The sequence below is a fragment of the Bacillus sp. MT94 genome, from assembly GCF_058792475.1.
Window position 1 is genome coordinate 26943 of record NZ_JBXAEZ010000006.1, and the last position, 16573, is coordinate 43515.

At 36.0% G+C, this 16573-nt stretch carries 21 protein-coding genes; 19 read left to right on the forward strand and 2 right to left on the reverse strand.

All coding sequences use genetic code 11. The features are described 5' to 3' along the window. Positions 1 to 56 precede the first annotated feature (56 nt). The 8 genes from AC1Q51_RS21115 (at position 57) to AC1Q51_RS21150 (ending at position 6323) form a co-directional block, all read left to right on the forward strand. Positions 57 to 833, forward strand: coding sequence for a metallophosphoesterase (locus tag AC1Q51_RS21115; protein WP_016513095.1), 777 nt, complete (start codon positions 57 to 59; stop codon positions 831 to 833). Then, entirely contained in the window at positions 833 to 1708 is an 876-nt protein-coding gene (locus AC1Q51_RS21120; protein ID WP_139213199.1) for a MerR family transcriptional regulator, read from the forward strand. Before AC1Q51_RS21115 ends, AC1Q51_RS21120 begins: the two co-directional genes overlap by 1 nt. A gap of 77 nt (positions 1709 to 1785) precedes the next feature. Then, positions 1786 to 2394, forward strand: a complete 609-nt coding sequence (locus AC1Q51_RS21125) for a genetic competence negative regulator (RefSeq protein ID WP_001235398.1) — start codon at positions 1786 to 1788, stop codon at positions 2392 to 2394. 311 nt (positions 2395 to 2705) lie between these two features. Then, complete coding sequence (gene gudB, locus AC1Q51_RS21130) at positions 2706 to 3992, forward strand: NAD-specific glutamate dehydrogenase (protein WP_000225172.1); 1287 nt, start codon at positions 2706 to 2708, stop codon at positions 3990 to 3992. Positions 3993 to 4072: 80 nt separating this feature from the next. Continuing rightward, positions 4073 to 4282 (forward strand): hypothetical protein, encoded by a 210-nt coding sequence (locus AC1Q51_RS21135; protein WP_000426766.1) that lies wholly within the window; start codon positions 4073 to 4075, stop codon positions 4280 to 4282. A 105-nt stretch (positions 4283 to 4387) separates the two neighbouring features. Next, positions 4388 to 4624, forward strand: coding sequence for a DUF3961 domain-containing protein (locus AC1Q51_RS21140; protein WP_001983018.1), 237 nt, complete (start codon positions 4388 to 4390; stop codon positions 4622 to 4624). Positions 4625 to 4703: 79 nt separating this feature from the next. Beyond that, positions 4704 to 5234, forward strand: coding sequence for a peptidoglycan recognition protein family protein (locus tag AC1Q51_RS21145; protein WP_001240655.1), 531 nt, complete (start codon positions 4704 to 4706; stop codon positions 5232 to 5234). Between the two features lie 108 nt (positions 5235 to 5342). Then, positions 5343 to 6323, forward strand: a complete 981-nt coding sequence (locus tag AC1Q51_RS21150; protein ID WP_001168518.1) for a YpdA family putative bacillithiol disulfide reductase — start codon at positions 5343 to 5345, stop codon at positions 6321 to 6323. A 35-nt stretch (positions 6324 to 6358) separates the two neighbouring features. On the opposite strand, the gene ansA is transcribed toward AC1Q51_RS21150, so the two are convergent. Continuing rightward, positions 6359 to 7333, reverse strand: a complete 975-nt coding sequence (ansA, locus tag AC1Q51_RS21155) for an asparaginase (protein ID WP_000822009.1) — start codon at positions 7331 to 7333, stop codon at positions 6359 to 6361. Positions 7334 to 7513: 180 nt separating this feature from the next. On the opposite strand from ansA, the gene AC1Q51_RS21160 reads away from it, so the two are divergent. From AC1Q51_RS21160 to AC1Q51_RS21175, 4 genes are all read left to right on the forward strand, one after another. Continuing rightward, positions 7514 to 7687, forward strand: coding sequence for a YpfB family protein (locus AC1Q51_RS21160; RefSeq protein ID WP_023521499.1), 174 nt, complete (start codon positions 7514 to 7516; stop codon positions 7685 to 7687). A gap of 129 nt (positions 7688 to 7816) precedes the next feature. Continuing rightward, the gene (cmk, locus tag AC1Q51_RS21165) at positions 7817 to 8494 is read left to right on the forward strand and encodes a (d)CMP kinase (protein WP_000361252.1); all 678 of its coding nucleotides are present in this window, start codon (positions 7817 to 7819) and stop codon (positions 8492 to 8494) included. 335 nt (positions 8495 to 8829) lie between these two features. After that, positions 8830 to 9978 carry a 30S ribosomal protein S1 gene (rpsA, locus tag AC1Q51_RS21170; RefSeq protein ID WP_000229558.1) on the forward strand — a complete coding sequence of 383 codons (1149 nt, stop codon included), beginning with the start codon at positions 8830 to 8832 and terminating at the stop codon, positions 9976 to 9978. Between the two features lie 12 nt (positions 9979 to 9990). Next, on the forward strand, positions 9991 to 11040 hold the full coding sequence (locus AC1Q51_RS21175) for a type 2 isopentenyl-diphosphate Delta-isomerase (RefSeq protein WP_000251041.1): 1050 nt from the start codon (positions 9991 to 9993) through the stop codon (positions 11038 to 11040). 284 nt (positions 11041 to 11324) lie between these two features. Here AC1Q51_RS21175 and AC1Q51_RS21180 read toward each other — a convergent pair whose 3' ends face one another. Further along, the gene (locus AC1Q51_RS21180) at positions 11325 to 11459 is read right to left on the reverse strand and encodes a YpzI family protein (RefSeq protein WP_000513900.1); all 135 of its coding nucleotides are present in this window, start codon (positions 11457 to 11459) and stop codon (positions 11325 to 11327) included. A 117-nt stretch (positions 11460 to 11576) separates the two neighbouring features. Here AC1Q51_RS21180 and AC1Q51_RS21185 point away from each other — a divergent pair, with 117 nt between their 5' ends. The 7 genes from AC1Q51_RS21185 (at position 11577) to AC1Q51_RS21215 (ending at position 16571) form a co-directional block, all read left to right on the forward strand. After that, on the forward strand, positions 11577 to 12188 hold the full coding sequence (locus tag AC1Q51_RS21185; protein WP_002093921.1) for a YphA family membrane protein: 612 nt from the start codon (positions 11577 to 11579) through the stop codon (positions 12186 to 12188). Then, on the forward strand, positions 12181 to 13074 hold the full coding sequence (locus AC1Q51_RS21190; RefSeq protein ID WP_000141599.1) for a YIEGIA family protein: 894 nt from the start codon (positions 12181 to 12183) through the stop codon (positions 13072 to 13074). The genes AC1Q51_RS21185 and AC1Q51_RS21190 overlap by 8 nt, the downstream gene beginning before the upstream one ends. Further along, a complete protein-coding gene (locus AC1Q51_RS21195; protein WP_000979048.1) occupies positions 13071 to 13256 on the forward strand; it encodes a capping complex subunit for YIEGIA in 186 nt (61 codons plus the stop codon). Before AC1Q51_RS21190 ends, AC1Q51_RS21195 begins: the two co-directional genes overlap by 4 nt. A gap of 124 nt (positions 13257 to 13380) precedes the next feature. Then, complete coding sequence (gene der, locus AC1Q51_RS21200) at positions 13381 to 14691, forward strand: ribosome biogenesis GTPase Der (RefSeq protein ID WP_001125890.1); 1311 nt, start codon at positions 13381 to 13383, stop codon at positions 14689 to 14691. Positions 14692 to 14709: 18 nt separating this feature from the next. Further along, positions 14710 to 15732, forward strand: a complete 1023-nt coding sequence (locus AC1Q51_RS21205; protein WP_000161783.1) for an NAD(P)H-dependent glycerol-3-phosphate dehydrogenase — start codon at positions 14710 to 14712, stop codon at positions 15730 to 15732. Between the two features lie 116 nt (positions 15733 to 15848). After that, positions 15849 to 16100, forward strand: a complete 252-nt coding sequence (locus AC1Q51_RS21210) for a stage VI sporulation protein F (protein WP_000369753.1) — start codon at positions 15849 to 15851, stop codon at positions 16098 to 16100. A 267-nt stretch (positions 16101 to 16367) separates the two neighbouring features. Next, positions 16368 to 16571, forward strand: a complete 204-nt coding sequence (locus AC1Q51_RS21215; protein WP_001289005.1) for a DUF2768 domain-containing protein — start codon at positions 16368 to 16370, stop codon at positions 16569 to 16571. Positions 16572 to 16573: the final 2 nt, after the last annotated feature.

The following is a 16573-nucleotide window of genomic DNA, read 5'->3' on the forward strand; positions in this document are numbered from 1 at the left end:
AACGCAGTTTGTTATAAAAGCCTAGGGTTATCTTTATGATGAGGGGAGTAAAAAATATGATATGGATTATATTATTCAGTACTCTCATAGGAATGGGGATTTTATTACTTCTTGTGATGTATAAAGAAGCGATGCGTAATACAGTGTTGGAACATACTTTAGTATTTAAAGAATTTCCGAAAAGTTTTCAAAAAGTAAATGTGTTTTTTATTTCTGATATTCATAGAAGAGTCATTTCGAATTTGTTAATTGAACAAGTAAAAGGAAAAGTAGATTTCGTAATTATCGGAGGAGATTTAGCAGAGAAAGGAGTCTCTTTATCAAAAATCTCTGCCAATATTCAAAAGTTAAGAGAGATAGCTCCTGTATATTTTGTGTGGGGAAACAATGATTATGAGATAGAATATCATGAATTAGATGCTTTATTATTAGAAAATAACGTAAAAGTTTTAGATAATACAAGAGTGGTATTTGAGTCTGAATTAGGCGAGAAAATTTGTTTGCTCGGTATAGATGATGTTGGATTGCACCGTGATCGTTTAGATTTGGCATTGGCGGATTGTAAAGAAGATGGTTTTCGTATCTTAGTTAGTCACAACCCTGATATAATAAAAAAGATGTCTGGAAATGAACAGATTTCACTTGTATTAAGTGGACATACGCATGGAGGACAAATCCGATTATTCCCATCTAAAAAATATTTAAAAGGTGGCGTATATAACCATTTGAATACGATTCTTTTTGTTAGTAATGGGTACGGAACAACATTGATACCACTTCGTTTCCGAGCTCCTGCTCAAACACATATTATTACATTGTGCGGAGGGAAATGATGCCAACTCTTAGTGGAAAATATAATATAAAAGCTGTTTCAAATATAATTGGAGTTCAGCCGAGTACGCTTCGCGCATGGGAAAGACGATATCAAATTATTTCCCCAAAGCGGAATCAAGCTGGGCATCGTTTATATACAGAAGAGCATATTCAAATTTTAAAATGGTTAATGGAAAAAGTTTCTTCCGGTATGATGATTGGACAAGCAGTTCAGTTATTAGAAGAGAATCGTTTGCAGAGTACAGTTCAAAAAGAGATACATTTCGATAAAGAAGTTGTTTTAGTGGACGATTTGCTACAAGCTTTGTTAAAATTTGATGAAATTACAATTGCTGCATTATTAAACGAAGCTTTTAGTATATATTCAACAGAAAAGGTTGTTGCCAGTATCGTTCTTCGAGTGACAGACAAATTATTAACGTCAAAAAATAATAATGAGATTTCAATGGTGCAATTTCAATATGCACTATCATTTTTACAAACGCGTCTAGGGATGGTGTATCACAATGCCTCAATGTTTTCTTCTTTACACAAAGTTATTGTGTTAGAAAAGAATGCATTGAAAGGATTTATTTTTTCAACTTATTTACGCTTAAAAGGATATGAGGCGATATATATTAGGACAAGCTTAGCTGAAGATGGTATGTTGTCAGCGGTAGAGGAAATACAGCCGAAATATGTATTTGTATCTTTTGCTGACGAACTAGAAATGAAAAAGACGATGAACTTTATAAATGTATTACAAGAAAAAAGGGAATCTCTTTCTGTTGGATTTATCGGAAAGCTAGGCGTTCTAAACCAGTTGGACATTGAAACAATCTTAATTGGTGATACGAAAGAAGAATGGGATGAATGGTTAAAAATGTCGGAATAGTTGTTCGAAAAGAACCATCTATTTTCTATTTCATATAATAAAAATTAGATGCATTGGTTACGTAGGGAGGGTATGAGATGAGGCTGGAACGATTAAATTACAATAAGATAAAAATTTTTCTAACATTTGATGATTTATCTGAACGAGGATTAACGAAAGAAGATTTATGGAGAAATGCGCCGAAAGTACAGCAATTATTTCGTGATATGATGCAAGAAGCAAATAAGGAATTAGGATTTGAAGCAGATGGTCCGATTGCAGTTGAAGTGTTTTCTCTACAAGCACAAGGGATGGTTGTAATTGTAACGAAAGAAAATCAAGAAATGGATACGGATGATGAGTTCCGTGACGAGTTTATTGAAATGCAAGTGACTCTAGATGAAAGTGAACATATATTATATGAGTTTGCTACGCTAGATGACATAATTAACCTGTCGAATCGCTTATATAACCTTGGTGTAACTGGCGGAAAGCTATATACGTGGGATGAGCGCTTCTATCTTTGGGTGGAAGAAGAGGAACAAATTCAATTGTTAAAAGCGGATTTTATAGCTATTTTAGCGGAATACGGCAATCCGTCTACAGCAACTATTTATCGCATCATGGAGTACGGTAAAGAATTAATGGATTTTAACGCGATAGAACAAATACACAATTACTTTGTGAAAAAACAAAACCTCAGCTAATACAACATAGCTGAGGTTTTGTTTTTATTTGGATAAGGGAAGGGATGATAGTAAATACGCGAACATACTTTTTGAAAATAAAATATGCAGTTTTATGGGAGCGTCGCTGAGGAAAATAAAAAATATTTAAATATTTAAGTATTTTACTTTTCTAAAAGTAATAAAAGGACTATAATAATAGTGAAAACGCTTGCAACAGAAAATAGTTTGTATATATTTGTTAGCGTTTTCTATTGCATTCCAAATTTAAGGGTGTATACTAGGCAATGAAGGTTTACTAAACAAGTGAAATTACAGGGGGTTTACTTACTATGGTAGCCGAAAAGGGAACTCAAACAAAAACACAACAACAAAGGGAACAACATTTTGAACTATTGAATTCAACACAAATTGTTATTAGTGAAGCGTTAGAAAAATTGGGTTATCCAAACGAAGTATATGAATTATTAAAAGAACCAATTCGTATGATGACAGTGAAAATACCAGTTCGTATGGATGACGGGACTGTTAAAATATTTACAGGATATCGTGCACAACATAATGATGCTGTTGGTCCAACGAAAGGTGGAATTCGCTTCCATCCGAATGTAACAGAAAATGAAGTGAAAGCACTTTCAATCTGGATGAGTTTAAAATGTGGTATTGTTGATTTACCATATGGTGGAGGTAAGGGTGGAATTATCTGTGATCCACGTGAAATGTCATTCCGTGAGTTAGAAAGATTAAGCCGCGGTTATGTACGAGCAATTAGCCAAATCGTAGGTCCGACGAAAGATATTCCAGCTCCAGATGTATTCACAAACTCTCAAATTATGGCATGGATGATGGATGAGTATAGCCGTATTGATGAATTTAATTCACCAGGATTTATTACAGGTAAACCGCTTGTATTAGGTGGATCACATGGACGTGAAACAGCAACTGCGAAAGGTGTAACAATTTGTATTCGCGAAGCTGCGAAAAAACGTGGCATTGATATTAAGGGTGCACGCGTTGTTGTTCAAGGGTTCGGTAATGCTGGTAGCTTCTTAGCTAAATTTATGCATGATGCAGGTGCGAAAGTTATTGCAATCTCAGATGCTTACGGCGCTTTACATGATCCAAACGGATTAGATATTGATTATTTATTAGACCGTCGTGATAGCTTCGGTACAGTAACAAAGCTATTTAACAATACAATTTCAAACAAAGAATTGTTAGAGCTTGATTGCGATATTTTAGTTCCAGCTGCAATTGAGAACCAAATTACAGAAGAAAATGCTAATGATATTAAAGCGAAAATCGTTGTTGAAGCTGCAAATGGTCCAACAACATTAGAAGCGACTAAAATTTTAACAGATCGCGGAATTTTACTTGTTCCAGACGTATTAGCAAGTGCTGGTGGTGTAACGGTATCTTACTTTGAGTGGGTACAAAATAACCAAGGTTACTACTGGACTGAAGAAGAAGTAGAACAACGTTTAGAAAAAGTAATGGTAAAATCATTTGATTCTATTTATGAAACAGCACAAGTTCGTAAAGTGAACATGCGCTTAGCGGCGTACATGATTGGTGTTCGTAAAATGGCTGAAGCAAGCCGCTTCAGAGGTTGGGTATAAAATATTATATCTTGAGAAAACGTGATTTCCTTTCGAGGGAATCACGTTTTTTTGTTGAAGTATTAAATGAGGTGTTGTATATGGAGAATGAAATGCTGGAACGAGTAGAACAATTAGAAGAAAAGGTTAAGAGGTTAGAGGGAGAACTTGCAAGAACGGTGAAAGCTCGAAAAATAAGTACTGTTCGGATATTCGGGGAAGGGCTACTGTTTTTGATATTTGGTATGGTTGTAGTAGGGCCGATTATTGCCGTTGTAATCTCAATTTTTACTTGGCTTGCTGAAAAATAAAATAAAAATAAAAATTAAAAACAAAAAGAACGCTTGTTCTGTGCGAACAAACGTGCTATACTCTCCTTAGATAAACAAAACGGAAATGATTTTAAGGAGAGATAAATGATGAAAATGACAGTAGACCAAAGATTTATGATGCCAGCAGATGTTGTAGAGCGAGTGGAAGTATTACGAAACAAACAAAGCAAGCGTGGCACATTATTACAATCGGTAAACAAATTTTTCGGTTTAGATACGAAAGAAGATTGTGTTTGGTTTTACGGTTTTTATGGAGTGGCTGTAAGTATCTTGTTGTTTATGGTGTTCACTTCAAATATTTTCGATTTTCTCTTCGCGTAAGAAATATGCGATAAGGACATTGCTACCGAATACATATATAAGGAAGTAAGGTAATCTTCTAGAGCGGGAGTTGGTAGCAATGGCGATGTTTCCTATAGAGCGCAACTATATAGGATATGGAAGTTCACGACCGGGGATTCCTCTAACTAAAGTGAGATTTATTGTAAGTCATGATACGGGGAATCCTGGAAGCAATGCGATAGGAAATCGAGATTACTTTAATGAATTACAACCGAAAGCTTCGGCGCATACATTTATAGATGATAAAACAATATTGGAGATTATTCCTATAAATGAAGTTGCATATCATGTTCGATATGGTGTGCCGACGGATAATGACTTATACGGCTATGACGCGAATAAGGCGGCCATTGGAGTGGAACTTTGTTATGGCGGTGATGTTAACTTTTGGGAAGCATATAATCGTTTTACATGGTATCATGCGTATTTATGCCAAAATTTTGGCTTAAATCCGAAAAAAGATATCGTGTCACATAAAACGCTTGATCCAGCTAGAAAGATTGATCCTGAGAATGTATTAGGGAAACAAGGTATTAAATTTCAGCAGTTTTTAGCAGATGTCTATCGGATGTACGTTTCGTTTAGATGACAAATATATGAAAAATGAATACAATAAAGATAGGTGCCTACTGCTGTAAGTAGGTTTTTTCTTGTTTTTATAAATAGTGTATTGGTAGAAGACTAGGAGTGGACGAGTATGCAGAAAGAAACAGTTATTATAATCGGAGGCGGTCCGTGCGGATTAGCGGCAGCGATTTCGTTGCAAAAGGTAGGGATAAATCCGTTAGTAATTGAAAAAGGAAACATTGTAAATGCCATTTATAATTATCCAACTCATCAAACATTTTTCTCTTCTAGTGAAAAATTAGAAATTGGTGATGTAGCTTTTATTACAGAAAATCGTAAGCCAGTTCGAAATCAAGCGCTTGCGTATTATCGTGAAGTAGTAAAACGTAAATCTGTACGTGTAAATGCTTTTGAGCGAGTGGAGAAAGTTCAAAACGATGGAGAAGTTTTTCAGGTTGAGACGACAAAGCGTGACGGAAGTAAAGAAATATATATAGCGAAATATATTGTTGTAGCAACTGGATATTATGATAATCCAAATTATATGAATGTTCCAGGTGAGGAATTGAAGAAAGTAGCTCACTATTTTAAAGAGGGGCATCCTTATTTTGATCGAGATGTAGTAGTTATAGGTGGGAAAAACTCGAGTGTAGATGCCGCGTTAGAACTTGTTAAAGCTGGTGCGCGTGTAACGGTACTGTATCGTGGAAGTGAGTATTCACCAAGCATAAAGCCTTGGATTTTGCCGGAATTTGAGGCGTTAGTACGAAACGACACAATTCAAATGCATTTCGGGGCTCATGTGAAAGAAATTACTGAGCATACATTAACGTTTACAGTTGATGGTGAAGATTTTACAATCCAAAATGATTTTGTATTTGCGATGACTGGTTATCATCCTGATCATAGCTTCTTAACAAAGATGGGTGTTAAGATTGATGAAGAAACAGGACGTCCAATTTATACAGAGGATAGAATGGAAACGAATGCTGAAAATATTTTCATTGCAGGTGTCATAGCTGCTGGAAATAATGCAAATGAAATATTTATCGAGAACGGTAGATTTCATGGAGATGCGATTGCACAAACTATTGCATCAAGAGAAAAATAAAAAGGAGCTGTCGGGAAAACCTCGACAGCTCCTTTTTATTCGTGCATAAACATATTTTGAATGGATTCATGAGAATTTGTATTCTCTAATGCGACAAGTAATTTAATGCGTGCTTTTTGTGCATTTAAGCCGTATGTGAATACAATGCCCATATCTTTTAAGTGTTTACCGCCACCTTCATACGAATATACGTCTTGAACGATACCGTTGAAACAGCGAGAAACTAATACGACAGGAATACCTTTATTTAATAATCGTTCTAGACTAGGAAGTGTTCTTGGAGGTAGATTACCTTGTCCAAGCGCTTCGATAACAATACCGTCTACAGGAAGATTTTCGATTGCTGCTAATAATGTATCATCCATGCCGGCATATGCTTTTAGAACAACTACATTTTTAGATACTTTGTTTATCGTATATGTTTCGTGATGTACTAAAGCGTGATGGAAGACAACACCGCGTTTTGTTACCATTCCAATTGGTCCATATTGTGGGCTTTGGAATGTTGCGACATTACTTGTATGTGTTTTCGTTACATTTGTAGCGCAATGAATTTCGTCGTTTAATACGACTAAAACACCTTTTTCTGCAGCTTCATCACAACTAGCAACTTTTACAGCTGATAAGAAGTTATATAGACCATCAGCACCTAACTCATTGCTAGAGCGCATTGCACCTGTCACAACAATCGGAATGGTTGCTTGTACTGTTAAATCTAAGAAATAAGCTGTTTCTTCTAATGTATCCGTACCATGCGTAATGACTACGCCATGAATGTTGTCTTGTTTTACTCTTTCATCAATGATGACTTGTAATTGTAACATTTCGCTCGGTGTCATATGAGGAGATGGTAGATGGAACACATCTTCAACGATTAAATCAACATCGCCTTCTAAATCAGGAATGAATTTTAAAAGAGGATTTTTTTCACCTGGTTGTACGACCCCAGTTTCTTTATCTTCCTCCATTGCAATTGTTCCACCTGTGTGTAAAACTAGAATTCTTTTCAATGCTTATACCCCTTTCAAGTAAAAAAATACATTTAGAACATAACATGTTTTGAGTAAATTCGACAATGGAAATGTATAAAAGTATGCCTCGAAAATGACAATAAAATTAACTGCTATATGTACGATGTATAAAATCACGAAACGAAATGTGCAAATATAGTATAGGAGGGGGCAGTTATGTTGAAAAAGATGGAGAGAATTTTTATTCGTATATTAATAATACAATTCATTTGTCTTTCTGTTGTACAATTGTTATTTATACATAAGTCATCAGTGAAATATTTATCTAAAATTGTTTATTACGAAGGTGTCATGGTAAAAAATAAAGCAGAAATCTTGCAGGTGAATAGGTAGTTTTCATTTTCTTCTATGAAGGATTATGCTACAATAATTGAGGATTTAATGACGTGAAGCAAATGAGAAGAAGCAGGGTGAACACCTGCTTTTCGTTTTGTTTTATAAGTGAAAAAATGAGGTGTTACAATGGATAAACGAATTTCAATTGCTATAGATGGTCCAGCAGCTGCTGGGAAAAGTACAGTGGCAAAAGTTGTTGCGAAGGAACTTTCTTACGTTTATATTGATACAGGCGCGATGTACCGTACACTTACATATGCAGCCCTTGAACAAAAAGTAGATATTGAGAATGAAGAACAGTTAATGGAAGTTGTAAAGAATGTAAATATTGAATTTCAGCAAGGAGAAAATACGCAGCTTGTATTTTTGAATGGACAAGATGTTTCTGAAGTAATCCGTACACCTGATGTGACGAATCGAGTATCTATTGTAGCGAAGCATCGCCTTGTTCGTGAAGAAATGGTACGTCGTCAGCAAGAGTTAGCGAAAAAAGGCGGCGTTGTAATGGACGGCCGTGATATTGGTACACATGTATTACCGGATGCTGAAGTGAAAATCTTTATGCTTGCTTCTGTTGAAGAAAGAGCGGAAAGAAGGCATTTAGAAAATTTAAATAAAGGTTTCGATTCTAATTTAGAGCAGCTAAAAGAAGAAATTGCTCAGCGTGATAAATTAGATTCAGAACGCGAAGTTTCTCCACTAAAAAAGGCTGATGATGCATTGGAATTAGATACGACTTCTTTATCAATTGAAGAAGTTGTCCAAAAAATTATGAGTATTGTTTCAGGAGTGTTTGCGAAATAAAGAAAGGGGATAATCCTCTTTCTTTTTTTGTTGAAATAGAAATGTAAAGGATACGTGAATTGTGAGTCTCTTTCCTTGACAAATGAGCTGATTTGTAAGAAGTTAGTTAAAGAGGAATAAAACTGTCAGAATATATTCGCTATTATATTTCAAAACATACTTTTTTCAAGCTGGTTTTGCTGTATACTATTTATATAGGTTTAATATATTTTCTTGTGAATGGTATTGAAAAAGAGTATGTGATGAGAAATTCTTAAACATGCAAATGAAAACTTTGTTTTCATTTCGTATATACATAAAAAAATGCTTTGTCAATTCTGTAGGGAGGTATTTCCATGGTAGAGAAAATGAATGAAGAAGTTATGGATTCAAAAGAATTACAAGTTGGTGACGTTGTTACAGGTTCTGTAACGAAAGTTGAAGAGAAACAAGTGCTTGTAAATGTTGGATACAAAACAGATGGCGTAATTCCAATTAGTGAATTAGCTAACGTTCATATTGAAAAAGCAAGCGATGTTGTAGAATTAGATCAAACACTAGAGTTGAAAATTATTAAATTAGAAGAAGATGATCTTGTCTTATCTAAACGTGCTGTTGATGCAGAAAAAGCATGGGTAGAATTACAAGAGAAATTTACTTCTGGTCATGTATTTGATGTTACTGTAAAAGATATTGTGAATGGCGGATTAGTTGTGGACCTTGGTGTTCGCGGTTTTATTCCAGCTTCACTTGTAGAAGTACATTATGTAGAAGACTTTACTGACTATAAAGGTAAAACATTAGCGGTGAAAATTGTTGAATTAGACCGTGAAAAAAATCGTGTAATCCTTTCGCATAAAGCGGTAGTAGAATTAGAACTAGATTCTAAGAAAAAAGAAGCAATTTCTTCATTAAAAGAAGGTGACGTTGTTGAAGGAACAGTGCAACGATTAACTGACTTTGGTGCTTTCGTTAACGTTGGTGGCGTGGACGGTTTAGTTCACATTTCACAAATTTCACACGAACGTGTAGAGCAACCTTCTGAAGTATTAGAGCAAGGTCAAAAGGTTAAGGTAAAGGTGTTATCTGTTGATGCTGATACACAACGTATTTCTTTATCAATTAAAGCGGCTCAACCAGGACCTTGGGAAAACGTTGCTGGCGAAATAAAAGCTGGAGATATTCGTGAGGGAGTAGTAAAACGCCTTGTTACATTTGGTGCATTCGTTGAGATTTTACCTGGCGTTGAAGGACTTGTACACGTATCTCAAATTGCAAATCGTCACGTGAAAAACCCGAATGAAGTATTGGAAATGGGACAAGAAGTAAAAGTGAAAGTACTTGAAGTTCACGTAGCAGAGAAACGTATTTCTTTAAGTATAAAAGAAGCGCTTGAGGAAAATAATGTAATTGAAGATTATAGTCAGTATGAGCCAAATGCTGATTCTGCTACTTTCCAATTAAGTGATATTATTGGTGAACAACTGAAAAAATTAAAGAAATAATGAGGGGTACAAGTGGTAAGGGCAAAACGTAAATTAGATCATATTGAATACGCTCTTTCTACTGGTCAGTCTCGTACGCATGGCTTTCATGATATTGATTTTGTGCATCAAAGCTTGCCAAATTCAAATTATGACACAATAACATGTGAAACAAAAATCGGCGAACTTTCACTAAGTTCGCCGATTTTTATCAATGCGATGACTGGTGGTGGAGGAGAGAAAACGTTACATATTAATGAGCAATTAGCATATGTAGCGAAACAGCATAACCTTGCTATGGCTGTAGGGTCGCAAATGGCGGCGTTAAAAGATGAAAGTGAGGCTGCTTCTTATAAGGTGATTAGAAAGGTAAACCCGAATGGTATTTTCTTTGCTAATTTAGGTAGTGAGGCAACTATCGAGCAGGCAGAGCGTGCCGTTGATATGATTGAAGCGAATGCATTGCAAATTCATTTAAATGTCATACAAGAGTTAACGATGCCAGAAGGAGACCGTGACTTTACTGGTGTACTTCAGCGCATAGAGAAAATTGTTTTAAATAGTAAAGTTCCTGTCATTGTAAAAGAAGTTGGATTTGGGATGAGCAAGGAAACAATGCAACAGTTAGCGAACGTAGGTGTAACGGCAATTGATATTGGTGGGCAAGGTGGTACGAATTTTGCTGCTGTTGAAAATGAAAGAAGACAGCGAATGCTTTCTTATTTTAATAACTGGGGCATACAAACAGCAACCTCGATTATTGAAGCAACCTCTACAAATAATAACCTCTCTTTTATTGCATCAGGGGGTATACAGACAGCGCTTGACGTAGCGAAAGCAATCGCATTAGGGGCGAATACAACTGCGTTTGCTGGTTACTTTTTACGTATTTTAATGCAAGATGGTATCGAGAAATTAGTGGATGAAATTGAGCTTCTACATACAGATTTGAAATTTATTATGACAGCTCTTGGTGCGAAGACGATAGAAGAGTTGCAATCTGTACCTCTTGTTGTAAAAGGTGAAACATATCATTGGTTAATGCAGCGTGGTATTGATACTGCGCATTATAGTAGGAGATAAAAAATCAACCGTTCGGTTGATTTTTTTGTTTTGTTTTCTTTCTCGTAATATAAAATGGAATTGGTATTTTATAAAAATTGTAATTGAAAAAAGGTTAAAAAATGAAGATGATTAGTTACTAGATTTTTGGAGAGGGCTTGATTTTCTAAAGGAAATAGGTGGAGGTAAAAAAAGTGATAGGAGGATATAGTACACAAAATATTATTTCGATATAAATAAAAATCATTAAAATGATTATGTAAAAGACGGTTTCGTACAATATCGAAACCGTCTTTTTGTATTCATTAGTGCTGGTTTTGTTTTCGAGCCTGCTCTGGTGTATCAAGTCCAGTTGCACCTGGATATTGTAGTGATTGATCACGATCAGATTCAACGCGGCGTGATTCTCGTAGTTTTCGTTCTTGGCGATCTTTACCCATAATGAATAACACCTCCTTGTTAAAAGTGTTGCTGTTATAAGAAAAAACTATGCGTAAATAAAGTGGATTAACTTTCATAAAAAATTCCCATAATGGAAAACATAGGAGGTGAAGTAGATGGATGGAAGTACTTTTTATTTTATAGCTTGGATAGGGTGGGTTGTCGTAACCTTTTTTATGAAAAAGGACCATATTCGGTGGAAGTTAGGCGCTTGTATATTGATTTTTATAATTTGCTCTCCGTTACATGTAACGATCGCCTCATTCATGGTATCAGTAAATGCTCTTTTACTTTGTATTATTTCTTTTATAGGGATCGCGCTGTATTCTGTTTGGAAAAAATTATATAGCTTACTTTCGGCACTTATTATTGCGATGTTATATACAAGTTTTCATCTGTTAGAGATATATGATCCGATTTGGATTGTGGTGGATAGAGTGTTTCTGCTAAGTAGTGCTCTTGTGTATGCATCGGTGTTATTGCATGGGGATCGCATATTACGATTATGTTCCCTATATGTAGGGATGTTACAAGGAGAGTTGCTAGTGACATTTATTTTTCGGAAATTGAATTTTCCATATGATTACGGTAGTTTAGCATTTTTTGATATCGTCGCCGTTTCTACATTATTCATGGCAGTATTGTTTTGGATTGCAAAAGCATCAGTATACATGGAACAGTTTAAGAGAAAAACACGTAAAAGAAAGGCGAGGGTAATACATGACTGAATATACACCAGCCATTTTATGCGGCGTAATAGCGGGGACAGTTACAAGGGTGTTAATGCTTCGGACGGATACACGGCAATATCCGACGAGGCTACATGGAAAGATTATTCATATTGCAATGGGGTTAATTGCAGCAGCTTTAGGAGCGATTGCAATCCCATCTATTTTGAAAAAAGATTTTTCTGCCATTACATTTCTTACGTTAGCAGCGACACAATTTCGTGATGTACGTAATATGGAAAGAAATACACTTCAACAATTAGATGGATATGAGCTCGTACCGCGTGGAAATACGTACATTGAAGGGATTGCATTGGTTTTTGAAAGTCGCAACTATTTGGCGATGTTAACGTCGTTTGCAACGACGTTTGCGTATATAGGGTTCCGTTCATGGATTGCTGGAGTAATTATGGCTATAATCGCATTTTTTATTGCGAAAAAATTAATGTCTGGTAGAAGACTCCATGACCTTGTAGATATTGAGCATGTTCCGCTGCGTTTTGAAGGAGCAGGGCTTTATATCGATAATATTTATATTATGAATATTGGATTGCCAGTGAGGCAAGAAGAGATTATGAAATATGGCATGGGGTTTATATTAAAACCGAAATCAATTGATGCGATGGTGACAATCTCAAATTTAGGGCAACGGCAAGCTATTTTACACGATGTTTCGGTGGCGTTAGGCATTTATAGAGATTCTGGTACACCAGCGCTTGTACCGTTAGCAAAGCGTGATTTAGAGGATGGCAGGGTTGGGATTTTTGTCTTACCGCAAGATCAAGATGCAGAGAAAGCGATAAGTGTCATAGGAAATGTACCAACGTTAGAAAGTGCTGTCCATATGTCATCGGAAGCCCCGAAAGGAAGGGGAGATAAGAGATGATGTTAGAAAGCGTTATCCTGGCAGTTATTACAACAGCGCCAGAAAAATTTGCAGGTGGTGCTCCTTTATTTGTTTGTGAGTCGATGGAGGAACTAGAATTTGTTGCAAATAATTTAGAGGCAATTTTAGATGGTATTGCGCATCGCTTACAAGAGAATGTATATATTATTGTGAAACATTAGGAACGTGTGTTATAATGTGAGGTGTTTTGATACGTTGAGAAATATTCTGGAATGCAAATCCCTTCTTGCACAAAGAAGGGTTTTTTACATAATAAACAGAAGCAAGTTGAAAGGATGAAAGTATATGCCGAAACCAGTAATAGCAATAGTAGGCCGCCCGAACGTAGGAAAATCTACTATTTTCAATAGAATAGTTGGAGAAAGAGTTTCAATCGTAGAAGATATCCCAGGTATAACTCGAGACCGTATTTATAGTGCGGGAGAATGGTTAAATCATGAGTTTAACATTATTGATACAGGTGGAATTGATATTGGAGACGAGCCGTTCTTGACACAAATTCGTCAACAGGCGGAAGTTGCGATTGATGAAGCAGATGTTATCATTTTTATGACGAATGGTCGCGATGGTGTAACTGCAGCGGATGAAGAAGTTGCTAAAATTTTGTATCGTTCTAAAAAACCAATTGTACTTGCGGTAAATAAAGTTGATAATCCAGAAATGCGTAGTGATATTTATGATTTTTATTCATTAGGATTTGGCGAGCCATTCCCGATTTCAGGTACACACGGTTTAGGACTTGGTGATTTGTTAGATGAAGCTGCAAATCATTTTCCAAAGATTGAAGAAGAAGCGTATGACGATGAAACAATCCGTTTCTCTTTAATTGGACGTCCAAACGTAGGGAAATCATCGCTTGTAAATGCACTTCTTGGTCAAGAACGTGTAATTGTAAGTAATATCGCAGGAACGACGCGTGATGCTGTCGATACACCATATAGTAAAGATGATCAAGATTATGTAATCATCGATACAGCTGGTATGCGTAAAAAAGGAAAAGTATATGAAAGTACAGAAAAGTATAGTGTACTTCGTGCACTTAGAGCGATTGAACGTTCTGACGTTGTTTTAGTTGTTTTAGACGGAGAAGAAGGAATTATTGAGCAAGATAAAAAAATCGCTGGATATGCTCATGATTCAGGACGAGCTGTTATTATCGTTGTAAACAAATGGGATGCAGTGAAAAAAGATGAAAAAACAATGAAAGCATTTGAAGAAAACATTCGTGCTCATTTCCAATTCTTGGATTATGCACCGATTGTATTCTTATCTGCAAAAACGAAAAAACGTACACAAACGTTATTACCGGTTATCAATGAGGTAAATGAAAGCCATAGTATCCGTGTACAAACAAACGTATTAAACGATGTAATTATGGATGCGGTAGCGATGAATCCAACACCGACTCATAATGGTAGCCGTCTGAAAATCTTCTATGCGACACAGGTTGCGGTAAAACCACCGACATTTGTTGTGTTTGTAAACGATACAGAATTAATGCACTTTTCATATGAGCGCTTCTTAAAGAATCGTTTACGTGAAGCGTTCGGTTTTGTAGGAACGCCGATTCACATTATTGCTCGAGCAAGAGACTAATGGAGAGGATGTGATTTTATGACAAAAATCACAGTAGTAGGAGCAGGTAGCTGGGGAACAGCGTTAGCGATGGTATTAGCTGACAATGGACATGATGTACGTATTTGGGGAAATCGCTCAGAACTTATGGATGAAATGAATACGAAACATGAGAATAGTCGATATCTCCCAGGCATTACATTGCCAAGCACAATCGTAGCCTACTCTTCTTTAGAAGAAGCATTAGTAGATGTAAATACAGTACTGCTAGTAGTACCGACGAAAGCGTACAGAGATGTATTACAAGAGATGAAAGAAATTGTTACAGAACCGATTACTTGGATTCATGCGAGTAAAGGGATTGAACCTGGTACGTCAAAACGTATTTCGGAAGTAATCGAGGAAGAAATTCCAGAGAACTTAATTAAAGATGTTGTTGTATTGTCTGGACCGAGTCATGCTGAAGAAGTTGGTTTACGACAAGCGACAACAGTTACGTCTGCAGCAAAGCGTATGGAAGCGGCTGAGGAAGTACAAGATTTATTCATGAATAGTTATTTCCGTGTATACACAAATCCAGATATTGTTGGAGTTGAACTTGGTGGTGCGTTAAAAAATATTATCGCATTAGCTGCTGGTATAACTGATGGTCTTGGATTAGGTGATAATGCAAAAGCGGCATTGATGACACGTGGTTTAACAGAGATTGCTCGTTTAGGAAGAAAAATGGGCGGGAATCCGTTAACGTTTGCTGGTCTAACTGGTATGGGAGACTTAATTGTAACTTGTACAAGTGTTCATAGCCGAAATTGGCGCGCTGGAAATATGCTTGGAAAAGGACATTCTTTAGAAGAAGTGTTAGAAAGCATGGGTATGGTTGTGGAAGGTGTAAGAACAACGAAAGCTGCTCATGAATTGGCAGAGAAAATGGAAGTTGAAATGCCGATTACAGCTGCTTTATATGACGTGCTGTTCAATGGGAATAACGTAAAAGATGCGGTAGGCTCATTAATGGGACGTGTTCGAAAACATGAAGTGGAAGCTATACCTGACTTACTGTAAAGAAAAGCGACAGAAGTACATTTGTACTTCTGTCGCTTTTTTTATTTTATGGGTCTTTTCACCATTTATTTATTTTTGCATAGGATGAAGAGTAACTTGAGGAGAGGGTGAAAAGAATGGATAATAACATTTTTAATAATATTGAGAAGGAAGCGAAAGTAAATAAAGAGGATATTTTTAAATTAGCATCATCCGTGCAAAATGCGAATTTACGTGATGAAACTGTACTTCGTCAATTGATTCATCAAGTGGCTCTTATGGCGGGACGTGAAGTGCCGAAAGAGCAAGAGGATCAAATTGTAAAAGCGATTATTAATAATAATATGCCAGCGGATTTTGGCTCGTTAAGCAAAATGTTTAAAAAATAAATTATGAGAAACAAAGAGTTTGTAGATTGCATATGATAGCCATGAAAGAATGGGAATAGAGCTGTTTTTGGGCATATTTGGTCAACCGAAGCGAGAGATATAATCGCTTCGGTTTTATTTTTATCTAGATTGGTGGAAGATGCTGAAAAACCTATTGATTAAAGTTACATATTTGCGATTTGTAGTAAAATGTTCTTTTTGTATTTGTTTAAAGATTTTAATTTGTTAAAATAGTATAAAAATAGATTAATAAAAAGGGGTGTGTATATGTCAGAAGGGCTTATGAAAATGTGGTTGGCTTTAGGGGCAATTGGATTTATGTTTTTTGCAGTAAGTTTTATTTTATTAAGTAGACATAAAATAAAGAATAAATTTTTGAAAGGGATTACAGCGTTAGTAGCGTACACCCTTATGGTTGTGTCAGGAATTGTTATTTTTCTTGTTGTATTTAGTGGACCTGTACAGCAGTAAAT